The sequence below is a fragment of the Pseudomonas sp. 05N434 genome, assembly GCF_056396965.1.
In genome coordinates, this window is record NZ_JBFTMK010000108.1 from 11,598 (window position 1) to 33,610 (window position 22,013).

General features: G+C 60.5%; 14 protein-coding genes and 1 pseudogene. 13 read left to right on the forward strand and 2 right to left on the reverse strand.

From position 1 onward, the window contains the following. Positions 1 to 205: 205 nt before the first annotated feature. Complete coding sequence (locus AC1DLB_RS09775) at positions 206 to 2,416, reverse strand: primosomal protein N' (RefSeq protein ID WP_477784935.1); 2,211 nt, start codon at positions 2,414 to 2,416, stop codon at positions 206 to 208. A gap of 70 nt (positions 2,417 to 2,486) precedes the next feature. On the opposite strand from AC1DLB_RS09775, the gene rpmE reads away from it, so the two are divergent. From rpmE to AC1DLB_RS09790, 3 genes are all read left to right on the forward strand, one after another. Continuing rightward, on the forward strand, positions 2,487 to 2,705 hold the full coding sequence (gene rpmE / locus AC1DLB_RS09780) for a 50S ribosomal protein L31 (protein ID WP_477784931.1): 219 nt from the start codon (positions 2,487 to 2,489) through the stop codon (positions 2,703 to 2,705). Between the two features lie 35 nt (positions 2,706 to 2,740). Next, positions 2,741 to 3,541, forward strand: a complete 801-nt coding sequence (locus tag AC1DLB_RS09785) for a thermonuclease family protein (RefSeq protein ID WP_477744138.1) — start codon at positions 2,741 to 2,743, stop codon at positions 3,539 to 3,541. 170 nt (positions 3,542 to 3,711) lie between these two features. Beyond that, positions 3,712 to 4,980, forward strand: a complete 1,269-nt coding sequence (locus AC1DLB_RS09790) for a malic enzyme-like NAD(P)-binding protein (RefSeq protein WP_018929144.1) — start codon at positions 3,712 to 3,714, stop codon at positions 4,978 to 4,980. 133 nt (positions 4,981 to 5,113) lie between these two features. Here AC1DLB_RS09790 and AC1DLB_RS09795 read toward each other — a convergent pair whose 3' ends face one another. Further along, positions 5,114 to 7,555, reverse strand: a complete 2,442-nt coding sequence (locus AC1DLB_RS09795; RefSeq protein ID WP_111453922.1) for a penicillin-binding protein 1A — start codon at positions 7,553 to 7,555, stop codon at positions 5,114 to 5,116. Between the two features lie 214 nt (positions 7,556 to 7,769). Here AC1DLB_RS09795 and AC1DLB_RS09800 point away from each other — a divergent pair, with 214 nt between their 5' ends. The 10 genes and pseudogenes from AC1DLB_RS09800 to AC1DLB_RS09845 all read left to right on the forward strand — a co-directional run bounded on the left by AC1DLB_RS09800 (position 7,770) and on the right by AC1DLB_RS09845 (position 21,960). Then, positions 7,770 to 8,834, forward strand: coding sequence for a pilus assembly protein PilM (locus tag AC1DLB_RS09800; protein WP_018928618.1), 1,065 nt, complete (start codon positions 7,770 to 7,772; stop codon positions 8,832 to 8,834). Then, positions 8,834 to 9,400, forward strand: coding sequence for a PilN domain-containing protein (locus tag AC1DLB_RS09805; RefSeq protein ID WP_018928617.1), 567 nt, complete (start codon positions 8,834 to 8,836; stop codon positions 9,398 to 9,400). The genes AC1DLB_RS09800 and AC1DLB_RS09805 overlap by 1 nt, the downstream gene beginning before the upstream one ends. Continuing rightward, entirely contained in the window at positions 9,397 to 10,020 is a 624-nt protein-coding gene (pilO, locus tag AC1DLB_RS09810; protein ID WP_477784932.1) for a type 4a pilus biogenesis protein PilO, read from the forward strand. The genes AC1DLB_RS09805 and pilO overlap by 4 nt, the downstream gene beginning before the upstream one ends. Then, positions 10,017 to 10,544, forward strand: a complete 528-nt coding sequence (locus tag AC1DLB_RS09815; protein WP_018928615.1) for a pilus assembly protein PilP — start codon at positions 10,017 to 10,019, stop codon at positions 10,542 to 10,544. Before pilO ends, AC1DLB_RS09815 begins: the two co-directional genes overlap by 4 nt. Before the next feature lie 13 nt (positions 10,545 to 10,557). Beyond that, a pseudogene (locus AC1DLB_RS09820) lies at positions 10,558 to 12,313 on the forward strand (type IV pilus secretin PilQ). Between the two features lie 4 nt (positions 12,314 to 12,317). Further along, the gene (gene aroK, locus AC1DLB_RS09825) at positions 12,318 to 12,836 is read left to right on the forward strand and encodes a shikimate kinase AroK (RefSeq protein WP_019581860.1); all 519 of its coding nucleotides are present in this window, start codon (positions 12,318 to 12,320) and stop codon (positions 12,834 to 12,836) included. Positions 12,837 to 12,986: 150 nt separating this feature from the next. Then, on the forward strand, positions 12,987 to 14,087 hold the full coding sequence (gene aroB / locus AC1DLB_RS09830; RefSeq protein WP_477784933.1) for a 3-dehydroquinate synthase: 1,101 nt from the start codon (positions 12,987 to 12,989) through the stop codon (positions 14,085 to 14,087). Positions 14,088 to 14,097: 10 nt separating this feature from the next. Then, positions 14,098 to 15,711 carry an AAA family ATPase gene (locus tag AC1DLB_RS09835; protein ID WP_477744140.1) on the forward strand — a complete coding sequence of 538 codons (1,614 nt, stop codon included), beginning with the start codon at positions 14,098 to 14,100 and terminating at the stop codon, positions 15,709 to 15,711. A gap of 351 nt (positions 15,712 to 16,062) precedes the next feature. Further along, positions 16,063 to 20,508, forward strand: a complete 4,446-nt coding sequence (gene gltB, locus AC1DLB_RS09840) for a glutamate synthase large subunit (RefSeq protein WP_477784934.1) — start codon at positions 16,063 to 16,065, stop codon at positions 20,506 to 20,508. 33 nt (positions 20,509 to 20,541) lie between these two features. Further along, positions 20,542 to 21,960 carry an FAD-dependent oxidoreductase gene (locus tag AC1DLB_RS09845; protein ID WP_007936832.1) on the forward strand — a complete coding sequence of 473 codons (1,419 nt, stop codon included), beginning with the start codon at positions 20,542 to 20,544 and terminating at the stop codon, positions 21,958 to 21,960. Positions 21,961 to 22,013: the final 53 nt, after the last annotated feature.

A 22,013-nucleotide genomic window follows, 5' to 3' on the forward strand; every position in this document is an offset into this window, starting at 1 on the left:
GGCGCGGCGGCGCTTCAGTGCGCTGGTGGAAAAACTGGGCATTATCCGTTGCGAAGACGGGCTTGCCAACTATAGCGGGCAGGTTATGGATATGTGGTGACAAATCGGCCGCCTTCGCGGGCAAGCCTCGCTCCTACAGAGGCAGTGTGCGGATCAGCAAGATCCGTTGTAAGAGCGAGGTCTGCCCGCGATGGCGATTTTGAAATCAATACAAATCGACCGGATCGACATCCAAAGACCAACGCACTGCCCGCCCACTGGGCATCTGCTCCAAAGCCAGCAACCAACTGCTCAACAATCGATGCAGTGGCGCCCGGGCCGTGGCTTGCAGCAATAACTGTGCGCGATAGCGCCCGGCCCGGCGCTCCATCGGTGCCGGAACCGGCCCCAGCAACTCGATGCCGGTCAGATGCTGTTCGGTCAGCAGTCGTTCGGCCTCACTGCACGCTTCATCGAGGAACCCTTCGGCCTGCCCCGGTTTGTGCGCTTCGGCCCGCAGCAGCGCGAGATGCGCAAATGGCGGCAACCCGGCGGAGCGGCGCTCGCTCAGCGCCTGTTCGGCGAAGGCGAAGTAGCCCTGTTCGGTCAGTTGCACCAGCAGCGGGTGGTCCGCCAGGTGCGTCTGGATGATCACTTTGCCCGGTTCTTCGGCCCGCCCCGCGCGCCCGGCGACCTGCACGATCAACTGCGCCATGCGCTCGCTGGCGCGGAAGTCACCGGAGAACAACCCGCCGTCGGCATCGAGAATCGACACCAGTGTCACCCGAGGAAAGTGGTGCCCTTTGGCAAGCATCTGTGTGCCGACCAGAATGCACGGCTGGCCTTTCTGGATGGTCGCGAACAACTGATTCATCGCGTCTTTGCGTGAAGTACTGTCGCGGTCGACCCGCAGCASCGGAACGTCCGGGAACAGAATCCCCAGGCGTTCCTCGGCACGCTCGGTACCGGCGCCCACGGGCCGCAAATCGACCTTGCCGCACTTCGGGCAATGCCGAGGCACGCGCTCGACGTAGCCACAATGATGGCAGCGCAATTCGCCCGAGCGCTGGTGCACGGTCATTCGCGCGTCGCAACGCTGGCATTCGGACATCCAGCCGCAATCGTGGCAGAGCAGTGTCGGGGCGAACCCTCGACGGTTGAGGAACACCAGCACCTGCTGGCCGGCGGCGAGGGTCTGACCGATGGCTTGCTGCATCGGCCCGGAAATGCCGCTGTCCAGTGGACGACTTTTCACGTCCAGGCGCAGGAAGCGCGGTTGCTTGGCACCACCGGCGCGCTCATTCAGGCGCAGCAGGCCGTAACGACCGGTGTAGGCGTTTTGCAGGCTTTCCAGCGAAGGCGTGGCGGAGCCGAGGACAATCGGGATGTTTTCCTGCCGGGCGCGAACCAGCGCCAGGTCGCGGGCGTGGTAGCGCAAGCCTTCCTGCTGTTTATAGGAGCCGTCGTGCTCTTCATCGATGATGATCAGGCCGGGGTTCTTCATCGGCGTGAACAGCGCCGAACGGGTGCCGATAATAATGTCGGCTTCGCCATCCCGCGCGGCCAGCCAGGCGTCCAGGCGCTCGCGGTCGTTGACGGCGGAGTGGATCAGCGCGATGCGTGCATTGAAGCGCTGTTCGAAGCGCGCCAGGGTTTGCGGGCCGAGGTTGATCTCCGGGATCAGCACCAGGGCTTGCTTGCCGGCCTCGAGTGTTTCGCGGATCAGTTGCAAATAGACTTCGGTCTTGCCGCTGCCGGTGACGCCGGCCAGCAGGAACGCGTGATAACTGTCGAACCCGGCGCGAATCGCTTCATAAGCGGCGCGCTGCTCCGGGTTGAGCGGCAGTTCCGGTTGTGCCAGCCAGTGTTCGTGGCGAGCGCCGGGCGCGTGCCTGCGGATGTCTACCTGCACCAGATCCTTGGCCAGCAACAGATCGAGGCTGTCCTTGCTCAGCATCAGTTTGCTCAGCAACTGATGGGCGACGCCGTGGGGATGTTGCGCCAGGGTCGCCAGGGCTTCGCGCTGCCGCGGGGCGCGGGCGATGCGCGGGTCATCGAGGCTGGCGCCGGGCGCGGCGGACCAGAACCGCTCCTGACGGGCTTCGGCCAGTTCACCCTGACGCAGCAACACCGGCAGCGCCCAGCTCAACGTGTCGCCGAGGCTGTGCTGATAATACTGGGACGTCCACAGGCACAGCTTGAACAGCGCGGGTGGCAGCGGCGGTACTGCATCGAGCAGGGCCAGCGCCGGTTTGAGCTTTTCTGTCGGGACTTCGCTGTGGTCGGTGATCTCCACCAGAATTCCGATCATCTCCCGCCGGCCGAACGGCACCCGCAAACGCATGCCCGGGTGTAACTGGGCGCGCAGGACTCCAGCCGGGGCGCGATAGTCGAACAGGCGGCGCAGGGGCGAAGGCAGGGCGAGGTCTGGTAGAATCCGCGGCCTAATTACGTGCGGTATTCAACAATAGTGTTGGGTGGCGGCACGCTAGCCTGAGGAAGACACCATGAAAGCTGATATCCATCCAGAATACCCAGCAGTTGCTGTTACCTRCAGCTGCGGCAACAAGTTCGAAACCCGTTCGACCTACGGCAAAGCCCTGGCGATCGACGTTTGCAACGAATGCCACCCGTTCTACACCGGTAAGCAAAAGACTCTGGACACTGGCGGCCGCGTTCAGCGTTTCGCAGACCGTTTCGGTGCTTTCGGCGCGAAAAAGGCCTAAGGCCGATCAACTTGGGAAGCCGTTACGGTTTTTCCATGCTGATGAAAAAGGCGTCCCTCGCGGGCGCCTTTTTTATGTCTGCGATTTGGCTTTCCGCTGCCCAGGCCTTCTGCCCGGCGCCGAGCGGGCTGACGCCGGTCGCAGTCCAGCGGGTGGTGGATGGCGACACCTTGCGTCTGAGCGATGGGCGCAGTGTGCGCATGATCGGTTTGAACACGCCGGAGCTGGGCAAGCAGGGTCGTTCCGACGAGCCGTTCGCCGAGGCCGCGCGCAAACGCCTGGAAGCCCTGGTGGCCGCCAGCGACGGGCGGGTCGGTTTGCTGCCGGGTAAAGAAGGCAAGGACCATTACGGCCGCACGCTGGCCCATGTCTACAGCGTCGATGGCGCCAACCTCGAAGCGCAGATGCTTGCTGAAGGTCTCGGTTTTCAGGTCGCGGTAGCGCCGAACGTCGATTTGGTCGGCTGCCAGCAGGCGGCGGAACGCAGTGCTCGTCAGGCCGGTCTCGGGCTGTGGCGACAGTCACCTGTACTGAAAGCGGAGCAGATCAACGCGTCCGGCTTCGCCGTGCTCAGTGGTCGTGTGAGCAAGGTTCAGCGCAATCGCGGCGGGGTTTGGATCGAGTTGCAGGATTCAGTTGTATTGCGGGTTGCACCCAATTTGCTGGGGCAATTCGATGACGCGTCGCTTGAGAAGCTCAAAGGCAAGCAAATCGAGGCTCGTGGCTGGGTCGTGGATCGTTCGCGCCGTGGCGGGCTGAAGCCCGGGCAGGCACGCTGGCTTTTGCCGCTGACCGATCCGGCGATGTTGCAGGTCGCGCCGCAAGAAAAATTGTAGACATTTATTCTGTAGATTGTGAACAGTCTATCCCTTGTATTCCGTGGCTCTTGGCCCAAAGTCGTAGGGCAGGGCGCTTGACAGGGGTGACTGGTCAGTCTTGTGGGGACTTTGCGACACGAGTATCCTCGGCGGTCCGTCTGTCCAACAGTAAAAAGCGGAATGCCCACATGTCTGATTTGAAAACTGCCGCTCTCGAATATCACGCCAATCCTCGTCCAGGGAAGCTGAGTGTCGAGCTCACCAAGGCCACTGCTACCGCCCGCGACCTGTCGCTGGCCTACAGCCCCGGCGTAGCCGAACCAGTACGCGAAATCGCCCGCGATCCTGAACTGGCCTACAAATACACCGGCAAAGGCAACCTGGTTGCAGTCATTTCCGATGGCACCGCGATTCTGGGCCTGGGTAACCTCGGTCCATTGGCTTCCAAGCCGGTGATGGAAGGTAAAGGTGTTCTGTTCAAGCGCTTCGCCGGCATCGACGTGTTCGACATCGAAGTCGACTCCGAAAGCCCGCAAGCCTTCATCGACACCGTCAAGCGTATCTCCATCACCTTCGGTGGCATCAACCTGGAAGACATCAAGGCGCCTGAGTGCTTTGAAATCGAACGCGCTCTGATCGAGCAGTGCGACATTCCGGTATTCCACGATGACCAGCACGGTACCGCGATCGTGACCGCTGCCGGCATGATCAACGCCCTGGAAATCGCCGGTAAAACCCTGCCGGAAGCCAAGATCGTCTGTCTGGGCGCCGGTGCTGCCGCCATCTCCTGCATGAAATTGCTGGTGAGCATGGGCGCCAACATCGAAAACATCTACATGGTTGACCGTACCGGTGTGATCCACTCCGGCCGTGATGACCTGAACCAGTACAAGGCCGTCTTCGCTCACGCGACCGACAAGCGCACCCTGGCTGACGCACTGGAAGGCGCCGACGTGTTTGTTGGCCTGTCCGGTCCGAACCTGCTGAGCGCTGAAGGCCTGAAATCCATGGCGGCCAACCCGATCGTGTTCGCATGCTCGAACCCGGATCCGGAAATCTCCCCGGAACTGGCGCACGCCACTCGCAACGATGTGATCATGGCCACCGGCCGTTCGGACTACCCGAACCAGGTCAACAACGTACTGGGCTTCCCGTTCATCTTCCGTGGTGCCCTGGACGTTCGCGCCAAGCGCATCAACGAAGAAATGAAAGTGGCTGCTGCCAACGCCCTGCGTGAACTGGCCAAGCTGCCAGTGCCTCAGGAAGTGTGCGATGCCTACGGCGGCATCAAGCTGGAATTCGGTCGTGAGTACATCATCCCGAAACCAATGGATGCCCGTCTGATCACCCTGATCTCCGATGCCGTGGCCAAGGCTGCAATCGAGACCGGCGTGGCGACCCTGCCGTATCCGAAGAACTACCCGCTGAAAAGCGTGGATGACGTGTTCAACGGCTAAGCCGTTGTAGCGCTTCAACCAAAGGCCCCGGCTCATTCTGAGTCGGGGCTTTTTTGTATCTGGGTGGTTTGCAGGCAGGCAATAAAAAGCCCCGCACTTCTTTCGAAGGCGGGGCTTTTTGGTGTTGCGGCGATCAGAACAAATCGATCGGCGCCGCTTCGTCCGCTGGTAGCGGGCTGCCCGGCACATTTCCGTTACCCAGCTCGTTCACCGACGGTGGCGTATCTTCGGCCTTGAACAGCTCAAAGTAGGCGCCTGGCGTGCTTGGGGTGGCTGCACGACCGCTGACCGGGTCGACCCGCAGGCTAAGGATGCCTTCAGGTTCCGGCTGGGTATGGGCTGGCTTGCCTTTGAGGGCAGCGCCCATGTAGTTCATCCAGATCGGCAGGGCGACGGTGCCGCCGAACTCGCGTTTACCCAGGCTTTCCGGTTGGTCGAAGCCGGTCCAGACGGTGGTCACGTAATCGGCGTTGTAGCCGGAGAACCAGGCGTCCTTGGATTCGTTGGTGGTGCCGGTCTTGCCCGCAATGTCACTGCGGCCCAAGGCCAGCGCACGACGGCCAGTACCGAGCTTGATCACGTCCTCAAGCATGCTGTTGAGGATGTAGGTGGTGCGACCATCGATGATACGTTCGGCCACCGCTGGCGCTTGTGACACTGGCTGGGCGCCTGGCGCTTCGCCTGGGATGGCGTTGACGGTGAAGGTATTGGCGGCCGGCACGGCGATGCCGTCGCTGACTACGTTGCCTTTCGGAACGCTCGGCGGGTTGGCAACGAACAGTGTGTCGCCGTTGCGGCTTTCAATCTTGTCGATGATATACGGGGAAATCTTGTAGCCGCCGTTGGCGAAGGTGCTCCAGCCAGTGGCGATTTCCATTGGCGTCAGGGTCGCGGTGCCCAATGCCAGGGACAGGTTGCGTGGCAGGTCCTGCTTGTTGAAGCCGAACTTGCTGATGTAGTCGATGGTGCGGTCGACGCCCAGCGCTTGCAGCAGGCGGATCGATACCAGGTTGCGCGACTTGTAGAGCGCTTCACGCATGCGGATAGGGCCGAGGAAGGTGTTGGTGTCGTTCTTCGGGCGCCAGACCTTGTCCAGGTACTCGTCGACGAACACGATCGGTGCGTCGTTCACCAGGCTGGCGGCGGTGTAGCCGTTATCCAGGGCGGCACTATAGACGAACGGCTTGAAGCTCGAACCTGGCTGGCGCTTGGCCTGCATGGCGCGGTTGTAGTTGCTCTGCTCGAAGGCAAAACCGCCGACCAGGGAACGAATGGCACCGTTCTGCGGATCGAGGGACACCAGTGCGCCCTGGGCCTGCGGAATCTGGCTGAATTTGAGCGAATTGTCCGGCTGACGTTGTACGCGAATCAGATCGCCGACCTGCGCGACGTCCGACGGCTGCTTCGGATTGGCGCCCATGCTGTTGGTGTTCAGGAACGGACGAGCCCACTTCATGGTGTCCCAGGCAACGTGTTCTTCGCCGGTGCGGGTCAGCACCTGCACGCCGTTCTTGTCGACCTGGGTCACGATCGCCGGCTCCAGGCTGCTGATGGTCCGCTGCTTGGTCAGTTCCTGGGTCCAGGCCTCTCGGGTTTTACCCGGCAGGCGTGACTCGGGGCCGCGATAACCGTGCCGTTGATCGTAGGTCATCAAGCCTTCGTGAACCGCGCTGTTGGCCATTTCCTGCAAATCGCTCGGCACCGTGGTGGTGACGCGGAAACCTTCGGTGTACGCATCGCTGCCATAGCGACCGACCATTTCGGCGCGGGCCATTTCGGCGACGTACGGTGCGTTCACTTCCGGAGTCGGCACGTGATAGCTGGCGTTCAGCGGTTCGTTGATCGCCGCGGTGTAGTCGGCTTCGGTGATCTTGCCGAGCTTGTACATGCGCCCCAGGATCCAGTCGCGACGCTCCTTGCTGCGGGCCGGGTTGGCCAGCGGGTTGAAGCGCGACGGGGCTTTTGGCAGACCGGCGATCATCGCCATCTGCGCCAGGCTGACGTCACGAATCGACTTGCCGTAATAGACCTGCGCCGCTGCCTCGATGCCATAGGCGCGGTTGCCCAGATAAATCTTGTTGACGTACAGCTCGAGGATTTCGTCCTTGGTCAGCTGCCGTTCGATCTGCAGGGCCAAGAGGATTTCGGTGGTTTTGCGCGAGAAGCTGCGTTCGCTGCTCAGGAAGAAGTTCTTCGCCACCTGCATGGTGATGGTGCTGCCGCCGGACTGAATGTGTCCGCTCTTTACCAGCTGGGTGGCGGCACGCATCAGGCTGCTGGGATCGACGCCGTAGTGGTTGGCGAAATTGTCGTCTTCAGCACTTAGTAACGCATTAATGAAATTGGGGGGAATGTCGGCGAAACGGATCGGCGTACGGCGCATTTCGCCAAATTCTGCGATCAGCTTGTTGTCGCTGCTGTACACCCGCAAAGGAATCTGCAACTGAATGCTTCTCAGCGCCTCCACAGATGGCAATCCAGGGCTAAGGTAAAGAAAGGCGCCGCTCAGACCCAGGAGCAGTCCGCAGAAAACGGCGACGATGGACCAACCGAAGAATTTCAGCAGACGAATCAAGGCTTTTGGATATCCAGGGCAAAGAATGAATTAGGCATCAGGGTTCAGGCTATAAAGAAAATGACCCGCGCTTGCAGTGAAAGCGGAAAAACGCTCGGCATTATAAGCATTTTTCCGCAGGGAGCGTCATTTGCGCTTCTGTCAAGACGGGGGGTATTGAACGCAATGGATATTACAGAGTCCGTAACTCACGGATAGTCATAGGGAATTGGTAGTGCTAGGACTCTTCAATAAAAAAACCAATGCGCTTCTGGGGATCGACATCAGCTCTACGTCGGTGAAGCTGTTGGAGTTAAGCCGCCAAGGCGACCGTTATCGGGTCGAGGCCTATGCGGTCGAGCCGCTGCCCGCCAGTGCCGTGGTCGAAAAAAATATTGCCGAGCTCGAAGGCGTGGGGCAGGCCCTTGCGCGCGTGCTGCTCAAGGCCAAAACCAGCCAGAGGAACGTCGCCGTGGCGGTCGCCGGCTCGGCGGTGATCACCAAGACCATCGAGATGGACGCCGGTCTTTCCGACGACGAGATGGAAAACCAGCTGAAGATCGAGGCCGATCAGTACATCCCGTATCCGCTGGATGAAGTGGCGATCGACTTTGAAGTGCAAGGCGCGTCAGTGCGCAACCCCGAGCGGGTCAATGTGCTGCTGGCCGCCTGTCGCAAGGAAAACGTCGAGGTTCGTGAAGCGGCCCTGGCCCTGGCCGGGCTGACCGCGCGAGTAGTCGATGTCGAAGCCTATGCCCTGGAGCGAGCGTTCGGCTTGCTGGCAACCCAGCTGGCCGCCTCTCAGGAGCATCTGACCGTGGCGGTAGTCGATATCGGCGCCACCATGACCACCCTGAGCGTGTTGAATAATGGGCGGATCATCTACACCCGCGAACAATTGTTCGGCGGCCGACAACTGACGGAAGAAATCCAGCGCCGTTATGGCCTGACGGTCGAGCAGGCTGGGTTGGCGAAGAAACAGGGTGGTTTGCCGGACGATTACGTCAGTGAGGTCTTGCAGCCGTTTCGGGATGCGTTGGTGCAACAAGTATCGCGCTCATTGCAGTTTTTCTTTGCCTCCGGCCAATACAGCTCGGTCGATCACATTCTCCTGGCCGGCGGCACTGCCTCGGTCCCAGGGCTGGATCGGTTGATCGAGCAGCGTCTGGGTACGCCGACCCAGGTCGCTAACCCATTCTCCGACATGACCCTGAGCAGCAGGGTCAACGCCAGTGCCCTGGCGAGCGATGCGCCGGCACTGATGATCGCCTGCGGGCTGGCCCTCAGGAGTTTCGACTGATGGCACGGATCAATCTTTTACCCTGGCGTGAAGAGTTGCGCGAAGCACGGCGCAAACGCTTTTTGCTGGCGTTGGCCGGTGTGCTGGCAGGGTCGGTGGGGGCACTGCTGATCACGGACCAGGTCATTAACAGCGCCATAGATCAACAAGTCGCGCGTAACGATTACATCGCCAAGCAGATTGCCGTGGTCGACGAACGGATCAAACAGATCAGCGATCTGAAGGCTCGTCGCCAGCAGCTCGTCGAGCGCATGCGCATCATCCAGGACCTGCAAGGCAACCGGCCGATCAGCGGGAGGATCTTCGATCAGTTGGCGCGCACCTTGCCGGACGGCGTGTATTTCACCGAAGTGAAAATGGTCGGCAAGACCTTGTCCATCACCGGCGCGGCGGAGTCCAACAATCGTGTTTCGGATTTGATGCGCAATCTAGATGCATCCGACTGGTTTGATGCGCCCAATCTCACGGAAGTCAAAGCGACCACCGCCGGTCAGCTGGATCAGGCCAATATTTTTCAGTTGACCGTCCGTCAGACTCAGCCGGCAATTGTGGGGGTGGCTAAATGAGGCTGTCCGAATGGCTCGAAGGGTTGCGCCAGATCGACATCAGCGATCTGGACACCAACAACATGGGTTCCTGGCCAAGGGCGATCAAGGTTCTTGCGAGTGTTCTGCTGATGGTGCTGGTGATGGCTCTGGGCTATAGCTTCCTGATCAGCGACCTGGAAAGCCACCTGGAACTCAAGCGTGAGRAGGAGTCGACGCTCAAGGAGCAGTTTGCGACCAAAGCCCACATGGCGGCCAATCTTGAGCTGTATACCCAGCAGATGAAGGAAATGGAGAACTCCTTCGGCATGCTATTACGGCAATTGCCCAGCGACACCGAAGTGCCCGGCCTGCTGGAGGACATCACCCGCACCGGCCTGGGCAGTGGCCTGGAGTTCGAAGAGATCAAGCTGCTGCCGGAGGTCACCCAGCAGTTCTACATCGAACTCCCTATCCAGATCACCGTCACCGGCGCCTATCACGACCTGGCCACTTTCGTCAGCGGCGTGGCGGGGTTGCCGCGGATCGTCACCCTGCATGATTTCGACTTGGTGCCGGCCAATCCCGAAGGCGGTCCGAAGTTGCGCATGAGCATCCTTGCCAAGACCTACCGCTACAACGACAAGGGGTTGCAGAAATGAACCCGATTCGTTGCCTGTCGATGGTGATGTGTCTGGTCGTCCTGGCCGGTTGTGGCGGTGACAATGGTTTCAGCGACATCGACGCCTACCTGAACGAAGTGCGCCTGCGAGCGCCCGGCAAGATTGAACCAACGCCGACATTCCAGTCTTATCCGACATTCACCTACAGCGCTGCCAACCTGCGCAGCCCGTTCTCCCGGCAGGTCAGAGTCGATCTGGCTGGCCAGAAGCACGGCTCGCGCAACGTCAAGCCCGACCCCAACCGGGTCAAGCAGTACCTCGAAGGCTTCAACATCGAACAATTTGAAATGGTCGGCACAATCTCCAATGCCTCCGGCTCCTTTGCGCTGCTGCGTGGGGCGGGCGGTGTGCATCGGCTGAAAGTCGGCGATTACCTGGGACGTAATGATGGACGGATCGTCGCCATCAGCGCTTCGCAAGTCGATGTGGTCGAAATCGTTCCCGATGGCGAAGGCGCCTGGCTGGAACGGCCGCGGACCATCCCTTTGAAAGAGCACTCATAGTGGAACTCGAACAATGAACAGGATTTTCTCAACCTTCGGTATTTCGCTATGGATAGCGTTTCTGTCGCCGTTGGTGCAGGCGGCCAACCTCAAAGCGCTGGATGTCGCCGCGCTGCCTGGTGACCGTGTCGAGCTGAAGTTGTCGTTCGACGGGCCGCCACCGCAGCCTCATGGCTATACGACTGAGCAGCCTGCGCGGATTGCGCTGGATTTGCCGGGAGTTACCAGTCAGCTGGCGAACAAGAGTCGTGACCTGGGCGGCGGCAATGCCCGCAGCGCCACGGTGGTGGAAGCCAAGGACCGCACGCGGCTGATCATCGGTCTGACTCAACTGACTCCGTATAGCGCACGTGTCGAAGGCAACAACCTCTTCGTGGTCGTCGGGCAGGCGGCCGGTAACAAGGCGTCCAAACCGATTGCCAGCGCACCACGCGCGGCCACGGCGGTACCCGCACCCGCCAGAGCCAGTGCTCCCGTGGGCAAGGCTATTCGTGGCGTGGATTTCCAGCGCGGCACCCAGGGTGAAGGTAACGTGGTTATCGATCTGTCGGATCCATCCATTGCCCCGGACATTCAGGAGCGCGATGGCAAGATCATCGTCGGCTTCACCAAAACCCAATTGCCTGAGCGGTTGCGCGTACGCCTCGACGTCAAGGATTTCGCTACCCCGGTGCAGTTCGTCAACGCCAGCGCCACGGGCGACCGGGCCATCATCAGCATCGAGCCCAGCGGCGCCTTCGATTATTCGACCTACCAGACCGATAACAAACTGACCATCAGCATCCGGCCGATGACTGTCGATGACTTGCAAAAACGCAACGCCGAACGTTTTGCCTACAGCGGCGAAAAGCTCTCGTTGAATTTCCAGGACATCGATGTGCGCTCGGTGCTGCAATTGATCGCCGATTTCACCAACCTCAATCTGGTGGCCAGTGACACGGTGCAGGGCGGCATCACGTTGCGCCTGCAGAATGTGCCGTGGGATCAGGGTTGCACAGCTGGATATTCCAGTGCGTCAGGTGATGATCGAGGCGCGCATCGTTGAAGCCAACGTCGATTACGACAAAAGCCTCGGTGTGCGCTGGGGCGGTTCGGTGCAGAAGGGTAATTGGAACGGCTCCGGGGTCAACGGCTCTTCGACCACCGTCGGCACGCCGGGCAGCACCAGCACCAACTCGCCGTTCGTCGACCTTGGGACTTCCTCCAACACCTCGGGGATCGGCATCGCCTTCATTACCGACAATGTGCTGCTGGACCTTGAGCTGACGGCCATGGAAAAAACCGGCAACGGGGAAATCGTCTCGCAGCCCAAGGTGGTCACGTCAGACAAGGAAACCGCGAAAATCCTCAAGGGCACCGAAATCCCCTATCAGGAAGCCAGCTCCAGCGGTGCCACTTCAGTGTCGTTCAAGGAGGCTTCGCTGTCGCTGGAAGTGACACCGCAGATCACCCCGGACAACCGCATCATCATGGAGGTCAAGGTCACCAAGGACGAACCGGACTACCTGAACAAAGTGCAGGATGTACCGCCGATCAAGAAAAACGAGGTCAACGCCAAGGTATTGGTCAACGACGGCGAGACCATCGTGATTGGTGGGGTTTTCTCAAATACTCAGAGCAAGGTTGTAGATAAGGTGCCATTTCTCGGTGATGTGCCGTATCTTGGCCGCCTTTTCCGGCGTGACGTGGTTTCGGAGAAAAAATCCGAGCTGCTGGTATTTCTCACTCCGCGTATCATGAACAATCAGGCGATTGCTGTGAGTCATTGATTCTGTGCGAAATTTGATTCTTGTTGGACCGATGGGGGCTGGAAAAAGCACCATCGGCCGGTTGCTGGCCAAAGAGCTGCGCCTGCCGTTCAAAGATTCCGATAAGGAAATTGAATTGCGCACGGGCGCCAATATCCCGTGGATTTTCGATAAAGAAGGCGAACCGGGCTTTCGTGACCGCGAGCAGGCGATGATTGCCGAGCTGTGCGCGTCCGACGGCGTGGTGTTGGCGACCGGTGGCGGAGCGGTAATGCGCGAGGCCAATCGTCGGGCGCTGCACGCCGGTGGTCGGGTGGTCTATCTGCACGCGTCTGTCGAGCAGCAAGTGGGCCGAACGGCTCGCGATCGCAATCGGCCACTGCTGCGTACCGCCGATCCGGCCAAGACCCTGCGGGACTTGCTTGCGATCCGTGACCCGCTGTATCGGGAAATCGCCGACCTGGTGGTGGAAACCGATGAGCGGCCACCGCGGATGGTGGTGCTCGATATTCTCGAACGCTTGCAGCAGCTGCCGCCCCGTTAATGCACGGGGCGAAATGCGCTATCCTCGGCGTCCTGTCGCAGCCGCTCAAAGTTGTGGCGGATGATTACCGGACGGCGTCACACCAGCAGACGCCATGGAATTCGTAAACTCAAGGCAGGACGCCTGATTCCATCTTCACTGTGGGGACACATGCAGACACTCAAGGTCGATCTAGGCGAGCGCAGCTACCCGATTCATATTGGCGAAGGTTTGTTGGATAAGCCTGAGCTGCTAGCCCCGCATATCCGCGGGCGGCAGGTGGCGATCATCTCCAACGAGACCGTCGCGCCGCTCTACCTCGAGCGTCTGACCCGCAGTCTGGCGCAGTTCTCGGTCATTTCCGTGGTGCTGCCCGATGGCGAAGCCTTCAAGACCTGGGAAACCCTGCAACTGATTTTCGATGGCCTCCTGACTGCTCGGCACGACCGTCGCACCACGGTGATTGCCCTCGGTGGCGGCGTGATCGGTGACATGGCCGGTTTTGCCGCGGCCTGCTACCAGCGAGGCGTCGATTTCATCCAGGTGCCGACCACGTTGCTGTCGCAAGTAGATTCTTCGGTGGGCGRCAAGACCGGGATCAATCATCCGCTGGGCAAGAACATGGTCGGCGCCTTCTATCAGCCCAACGTGGTGCTGATCGATACCGCCACCCTCAATACACTGCCGGCCCGCGAACTGTCTGCCGGGCTGGCGGAAGTCATCAAGTACGGGCTGATCTGTGACGAGCCATTCCTGACCTGGCTCGAAGAAAACGTCGATCGCCTGCGCGCCCTGGACCAGGTCGCCCTGACTTACGCTATCGAACGTTCCTGTGCGGCCAAGGCGGCAGTGGTGGGTGCCGACGAGAAAGAGACTGGCGTGCGTGCCACGTTGAACCTGGGGCATACCTTCGGCCACGCGATCGAAACCCATATGGGCTATGGTGTCTGGTTGCATGGTGAAGCAGTCGCTGCTGGCACCGTGATGGCTCTGGACATGTCCGCGCGGCTGGGCTGGATCAGCGAAGAGGAGCGTAATCGCGGTATTCGCCTGTTCCAGCGCGCCGGCCTGCCGGTCATCCCGCCGGAAGAGATGACTGAAGCCGATTTTCTCGAACACATGGCAATTGACAAGAAAGTGATCGACGGTCGTTTGCGCCTGGTGCTGCTGCGCCACATGGGCGAAGCGGTGGTGACCGACGATTATCCGAAAGAGGTTTTACAGGCCACGCTGGGAGCGGATTACCGCGCCCTGGCTCAGCTTAAAGGTTAATAAGATCCCGATGACTAGTTTGCATGCCGACGAGGCTTTCCTCGGCCATTACCAGTTAAGTCATGACCCTTTCGCTCCACGGGTGCCTGGCTTCAAATTCTTCCCGGCCCAGCGCAAGCCGGTGCTGGGCCAGTTGCACCACCTGGCTCGCTACAGCCAGTTGCTGCTGGTGGTCACCGGTCCGCAAGGCAGCGGCAAAACCCTGTTGCGTCAGGCCCTGGTAGCCAGCACCAACAAACAGTCAGTGCAGAGCGTGGTGGTTTCCGCCCGTGGCGCCGGCGACGCCGCTGGCGTGCTGAATCAAGTGGCTCAGGCGCTGGACGTTGCTCAGGCCGAGATCGGTGCGATCCTGGCTCAAGTGGTGCAGCTTGCGCTCACGGGGCAGGAAGTCTATTTGCTGGTGGATGACGCCGAGCAACTCGACGAGTCTGCACTGGAAGCCTTGTTGGCCCTGGCTGCCGGCGCGCCGGAAGGTCGTCCGCATGTATTCCTGTTCGGTGAGTCCTCGCTGATTGCTCAACTTGATGCGCTGAGCCTCGAGGAAGAGCGTTTTCACGTCATCGAATTGCAGCCCTACACCGAAGAAGAAACCCGCGAATATCTGGATCAGCGTCTTGAAGGTGCTGGCCGGGGAATCGAACTTTTCACCGCGGATCAGATCTCTGATATTCACGAAAGCTCCGACGGTTGGCCTGGCAACATCAACCAGGTCGCCCGCGATGCAATGATCGAAGCCATGATTGCCAGCCGCTCAGCGGTCAAGCGTCCAAGTATGGGGTTCAACATGCCGAAGAAACACGTATTGGCAATTTCCGCCGTCGTCGTGGTCGCGGTAGCTGCCGCCTGGTTGATGCCAGGTCGCAACAAAGCACCGACCACCGGCGCGCCTGCCAACGAACAGGCACAACTGCCGCTGGGCCAGGGCACGCCAAAACCTAACAGTGCAGGCGCTCCCTCCGTGGAGTTCGCCGGTAATACGCAACCGATGCCATTGCCGTTGGTCGGTAACTCGCAGCCAGTGATGCGTGGTCCGTTGGCCGAAGCGGCTGGAGGCATTACCGAAGGCGATGATGGCGTACCGGTCGAAGGCTCCAGCGCCACACCGCCGACCGTGACCACCACTGCGCCACCGGCAGGCGTTCCAGCGGGGCCCGCGCCGACACCGGCTGCCAAGCCGACGCCTGCGCCGACTCAAGTCGCGACCGCCAAGCCTGTCGCGCCTGTGGCCAAGCCAGCGCCAGCGCCTGCACCGGCTGCCAAACCGGCTCCAGCGCCCGCCAAGCCGGCCGTCGTGGCCAAACCCGCCGAGAAGCCAGCTACCGTGGCCAAAGCCGCTGGTGGCAGCTGGTACGCAGGCCAGGCACCGGGCAGCTATGTAGTGCAGATCCTTGGCACCAGCTCCGAATCGACCGCGCAAAACTTCGTCAAGGAGCAGGGCGGCGAGTACCGTTATTTCAAGAAAGTGCTCAACGGCAAGCCGCTTTACGTCATCACCTACGGTAGCTTCGCCAGCCGCGATGCAGCCGTTACTGCCATCAAGGCCTTGCCAGCGAAGGTTCAGGCTGGTAAACCTTGGCCTCGCACTGTCGCCAGCGTCCAACAGGAACTGGCAACAACTCGCTGAAGATTCGGCGGCCTTACCCAGGCCGCCTCTCCAAGCACCTCAAAATTTCTACAAGTGCGCGCGCTGTCTCTATAGACCGCGTGCCTTGTGGTGTCTGCGTCACAGTAGTCTTTGAGTCGCTGCGGTCAAAATTAAAAAAGTTTTGACTAGCACAGCATATCGCTTTAAACCTTTCACAAATGCGACATAGATTTGCGACATTTCGTCGTCAAATTTGTGAGCCTCTGTGTCGGTGTGTACAATGACCTCCCTTTTGCCCCGCAAAGCTGGCGTACGTTCGGCGTGGATGGTAACTGGTTGAATTGAAAAGAAATTTGCCTCGGTAAGAGGCAGCCTGGTGAGAAAGTGTCTATGAAAGCAGGTCTGTACCAACCAGATGAATTCAAGGATAACTGCGGTTTTGGCCTGATAGCCCATATGCAGGGCGAGCCCAGTCATACCCTTTTGCAAACGGCCATTGAGGCCCTGACCTGCATGACCCACCGCGGTGGGATCAACGCCGACGGCAAGACCGGTGACGGTTGCGGTCTGCTGATTCAAAAGCCGGATGTGTTCCTGCGTGCCATCGCCCAGGAAACCTTTGGCGTCGAACTGCCCAAGCAATATGCCGTGGGCATGGTCTTCTTCAACCAGGATCCGGTGAAAGCCGAAGCCGCTCGCGAGAACATGAACCGCGAAATCCTGGCCGAAGGCCTGACCCTGGTCGGCTGGCGCAAAGTGCCGATCGACACCAGCGTCCTCGGCCGCCTGGCCCTCGAGCGCCTGCCGCTGATCGAGCAAGTGTTCGTCGGTGGTGAAGGCCTGAGCGATCAGGACATGGCGATCAAGCTGTTCAGCGCCCGTCGTCGTTCGTCCGTGGCCAACGCCGCCGATGTCGATCACTACATCTGCAGCTTTTCCCACAAGACCATTATTTACAAAGGCCTGATGATGCCGGCGGATTTGACCGCCTTCTATCCAGACCTGAGCGACCAACGCCTGCAAACTTCGATCTGCGTGTTCCACCAGCGCTTTTCGACCAACACGCTGCCGAAATGGCCGCTGGCGCAGCCGTTCCGCTTCCTTGCCCACAACGGCGAAATCAACACCATCACCGGCAACCGCAACTGGGCGCAGGCCCGTCGCACCAAGTTCACCAATGATCTGATGGATCTGGATGAACTCGGCCCGCTGGTGAACCGTGTCGGTTCCGACTCCTCCAGCATGGACAACATGCTCGAGCTGATGGTCACCGGTGGCATCGACCTGTTCCGTGGCGTGCGGATGATCATCCCGCCTGCGTGGCAGAACGTCGAAACCATGGACCCGGATCTGCGTGCGTTCTACGAATACAACTCGATGCACATGGAACCGTGGGACGGCCCGGCCGGCGTGGTAATGACCGACGGTCGCTACGCGGTGTGCCTGCTCGACCGTAACGGCCTGCGGCCGGCGCGTTGGGTGACCACCAAGAACGGTTTCATCACCCTGGCCTCGGAAATCGGTGTCTGGAACTACCAGCCTGAGGACGTGATCGCCAAGGGGCGTGTCGGCCCGGGCCAGATCTTTGCCGTGGACACCGAAACCGGTCAGATCCTCGACACCGACGCCATCGACAACCGCTTGAAGTCCCGTCATCCGTACAAGCAATGGCTGCGCAAGAATGCCCTACGCATTCAGGCGACCATGGAAGACAACGACCACGGTTCAGCGTTCTACGACGTCGACCAGCTCAAGCAGTACATGAAGATGTACCAGGTCACGTTCGAAGAGCGCGACCAGGTGCTGCGTCCGCTCGGCGAGCAAGGCTACGAAGCCGTCGGCTCGATGGGCGACGATACGCCGATGGCCGTGCTGTCCCAGCGCGTGCGCACGCCGTACGACTATTTCCGTCAGCAGTTCGCGCAGGTCACCAACCCGCCGATCGACCCGCTGCGCGAAGCCATCGTCATGTCGCTGGAAGTCTGCCTCGGTGCCGAGCGCAACATCTTCCAGGAGTCGCCGGAACACGCCTCGCGCGTGATCCTCAGCTCGCCGGTCATTTCTCCGGCCAAGTGGCGCTCGCTGATGAACCTCGATCGCCCAGGCTTCGAGCGTCAGATCATCGACCTCAACTATGACGAGAGTGTCGGTCTCGAAGCCGCGGTGCGTAACGTCGCCGATCAGGCTGAAGAAGCCGTTCGCGCCGGTCGCACCCAGGTCGTACTGAGTGACCGTCACATTGCTCCGGGCAAGCTGCCGATCCACGCTTCGCTGGCGACCGGTGCCGTGCACCATCGCCTGACCGAAAAAGGCCTGCGTTGCGACTCCAACATTCTGGTGGAAACCGCGACCGCTCGTGATCCACACCACTTCGCGGTGCTGATCGGTTTCGGCGCCTCGGCGGTCTACCCGTTCCTGGCCTATGAAGTGCTGGGTGACCTGATCCGCACCGGTGAAGTGCTGGGCGACCTCTATGAGGTGTTCAAGAACTACCGCAAAGGCATCACCAAGGGCCTGCTCAAGATCCTGTCGAAGATGGGCATCTCGACCATCACGTCGTATCGCGGTGCACAGCTGTTCGAGGCCATCGGTCTGTCCGAAGAAGTCTGCGAACTGAGCTTCCGTGGTGTGCCAAGCCGCATCAAGGGTGCACGCTTCGTCGACATCGAAGCCGAGCAGAAAGCCCTGGCGGCTGAAGCCTGGAGCCCGCGCAAGCCGATCCAGCAAGGCGGTCTGCTGAAGTTCGTCCACGGTGGCGAATATCACGCCTACAACCCTGACGTGGTCAACACCTTGCAAGCCGCAGTGCAGCAGGGCGACTACAGCAAGTTCAAGGAATACACGTCACTGGTGGATAACCGCCCGGTGTCGATGATCCGCGACCTGCTCAAGGTCAAGACCCTCGACACGCCGATGGACATCAGCGAAGTCGAGCCTCTGGAGTCGGTGCTCAAGCGCTTCGACTCCGCTGGTATTTCGCTGGGCGCCCTGTCGCCGGAAGCCCACGAAGCCCTGGCCGAAGCCATGAACCGCCTCGGTGCGCGTTCGAACTCCGGCGAAGGCGGCGAAGACCCGGCGCGCTACGGCACCATCAAGAGCTCGAAAATCAAGCAAGTCGCCACTGGCCGCTTTGGCGTGACCCCGGAATACCTGGTCAACGCCGAAGTGCTGCAGATCAAAGTCGCCCAGGGTGCCAAGCCCGGCGAAGGTGGTCAGTTGCCAGGCGGCAAGGTCAACGGTCTGATCGCCAAGCTGCGTTACGCAGTGCCGGGCGTGACCCTGATTTCGCCTCCGCCGCACCACGACATCTATTCGATCGAAGACTTGTCGCAGCTGATTTTCGACCTGAAACAAGTCAACCCGAATGCGCTGGTTTCGGTGAAACTGGTGGCAGAAGCGGGCGTCGGCACCATCGCGGCTGGTGTGGCCAAGGCCTACGCGGACTTGATCACCATCTCCGGCTACGACGGCGGCACCGGTGCATCGCCACTGACCTCGATCAAATACGCGGGCGCACCGTGGGAACTCGGCCTGGCCGAAACCCACCAGACCCTGCGTGGCAACGACCTGCGCGGCAAAGTCCGGGTACAAACCGATGGTGGCCTGAAAACCGGCCTCGACGTGATCAAGGCAGCCATTCTCGGYGCTGAAAGCTTCGGCTTCGGCACCGCGCCAATGATCGCCCTGGGCTGCAAATACCTGCGCATCTGCCACCTGAACAACTGCGCCACCGGCGTTGCGACYCAGAACGAGAAGCTGCGCAAGGATCACTACATCGGGACCGTCGACATGGTGGTGAATTTCTTCACCTACGTCGCCGAAGAAACCCGTGAGTGGCTGGCCAAGCTGGGCGTGCGCTCCCTCGAAGAGCTGATCGGTCGTACCGATCTGCTGGAAGTCCTCGAAGGCCAGACCGCCAAGCAGAACCACCTGGACCTGACTCCGTTGCTCGGCAGCGATCACATCCCGGCAGACAAGCCTCAATTCTGCCAGGTCGACCGCAACCCGCCGTTCGACAAAGGCCTGCTGGCCGAGAAAATGGTCGACATGGCCACCTCGGCAATCAACGACCTGAGCGGTGCCGATTTCGCCCTGGATATCTGCAACTGCGACCGTTCCATCGGCGCGCGGATCTCCGGTGAAATCGCCCGCAAACACGGTAACCAGGGCATGGCCAACGCGCCGATCACCTTCCGCTTCAAAGGGACGGCGGGTCAGAGCTTCGGCGTGTGGAACGCTGGTGGCCTGAACATGTACCTGGAAGGCGACGCAAACGACTACGTCGGCAAAGGCATGACCGGCGGCAAACTGGTCATCGTTCCGCCGAAAGGCAGCCTCTACAAGACGCAGGACAGTGCCATCATCGGCAACACCTGCCTGTATGGCGCCACTGGCGGCAAGCTGTTCGCCRCCGGCACCGCTGGCGAGCGTTTCGCGGTGCGTAACTCCGGTGCTCACACTGTGGTGGAAGGCACAGGCGATCACTGCTGCGAGTACATGACCGGTGGTTTCGTCTGCGTTCTGGGCAAGACCGGTTACAACTTCGGCTCAGGCATGACCGGTGGTTTCGCCTACGTGCTCGACCAGGACAACACCTTCGTTGACCGGGTCAACCACGAACTGGTGGAAATCCAGCGGATCAGCGGTGAGGCGATGGAAGCCTATCGCAGCCACCTGCAACGCGTGCTGAACGAATACGTCGAGGAAACCGACAGCGAGTGGGGTCGTAACCTCGCTGAAAACCTCGATGACTATCTGCGTCGTTTCTGGCTGGTCAAGCCCAAGGCTGCCAACCTGAAATCGTTGCTTTCCAGCACCCGTGCCAACCCGCAGTGATATGCGCCTGAAGAGTTTGATGAGGTTTTAACAATGGCTGAACGTCTGAATAACGACTTCCAGTTCATCGATGTCGGGCGCAAGGATCCGAAGAAGAAACTGTTGCGTCAACGCAAGAAAGAGTTCGTGGAAATCTACGAACCGTTCAAACCCCAGCAGTCGGCCGACCAGGCCCACCGCTGCCTGGGCTGCGGTAACCCGTATTGCGAATGGAAGTGCCCGGTGCACAACTTCATTCCCAACTGGCTCAAATTGGTGGCCGAGGGCAACATCCTCCAGGCCGCCGAGCTGTCGCACCAGACCAACACCCTGCCGGAAGTCTGCGGCCGGGTGTGCCCGCAGGATCGTCTGTGCGAGGGTGCCTGCACCCTCAACGACGGTTTCGGTGCGGTGACCATCGGTTCGGTCGAGAAGTACATCACTGACACCGCGTTCGCCATGGGCTGGCGCCCGGACATGTCCAAGGTCAAGCCGACTGGCAAGCGTGTTGCGGTAATCGGTGCGGGCCCTGCGGGCCTGGGCTGTGCCGACGTGCTGGTGCGTGGCGGCGTGACGCCGGTGGTGTTCGACAAGAACCCGGAAATCGGCGGTCTGCTGACCTTCGGCATTCCCGAGTTCAAGCTGGAAAAGACCGTGCTGAGCAATCGCCGCGAAGTCTTCACCGGCATGGGCATCGAGTTCCGCCTGAACACCGAAGTGGGCAAGGACGTGACCATGGAACAACTGCTCGAAGAGTTCGATGCGGTCTTCATGGGCATGGGCACCTACACCTACATGAAGGGCGGCTTCGCCGGCGAGGACCTGCCAGGCGTGCACGACGCGCTGGACTTCCTGATCGCCAACGTCAACCGCAACCTGGGCTTTGAAAAGTCGCCGGAAGATTTCGTCGACATGAAAGGCAAGAAGGTGGTGGTGCTGGGCGGCGGCGACACGGCGATGGACTGCAACCGTACCTCGATTCGTCAGGGCGCCAAGGCGGTGACCTGTGCCTATCGTCGTGACGAAGCGAACATGCCGGGCTCGCGCAAAGAGGTGAAGAACGCCAAGGAAGAAGGCGTGAAATTCCTCTACAACCGCCAGCCGATCGCAATCGTCGGAGAAGACCGTGTCGAAGGCGTGAAGGTGGTCGAGACCCGTCTCGGCGAGCCGGATGCCCGTGGCCGTCGCAGCCCCGAGCCGATCCCGGGTTCCGAAGAGATCATCCCGGCCGACGCCGTGGTCATCGCGTTTGGTTTCCGTCCAAGCCCGGCGTCGTGGTTCGAGCAGTTCAGCATCCAGACCGACAGCCAGGGCCGCGTCGTGGCGCCGGAGCAAGGCCAGTACAAGCACCAGACCAGCAACCCGAAAATCTTCGCCGGTGGTGACATGGTGCGCGGTTCCGACCTGGTGGTGACGGCGATCTTCGAAGGCCGCAATGCCGCCGAAGGAATCCTGGATTACCTGGGCGTCTGATCGACGCCTGACCCTGTAGGAGCCGGCTTGCTGGCGATGAACGATAACGCGGT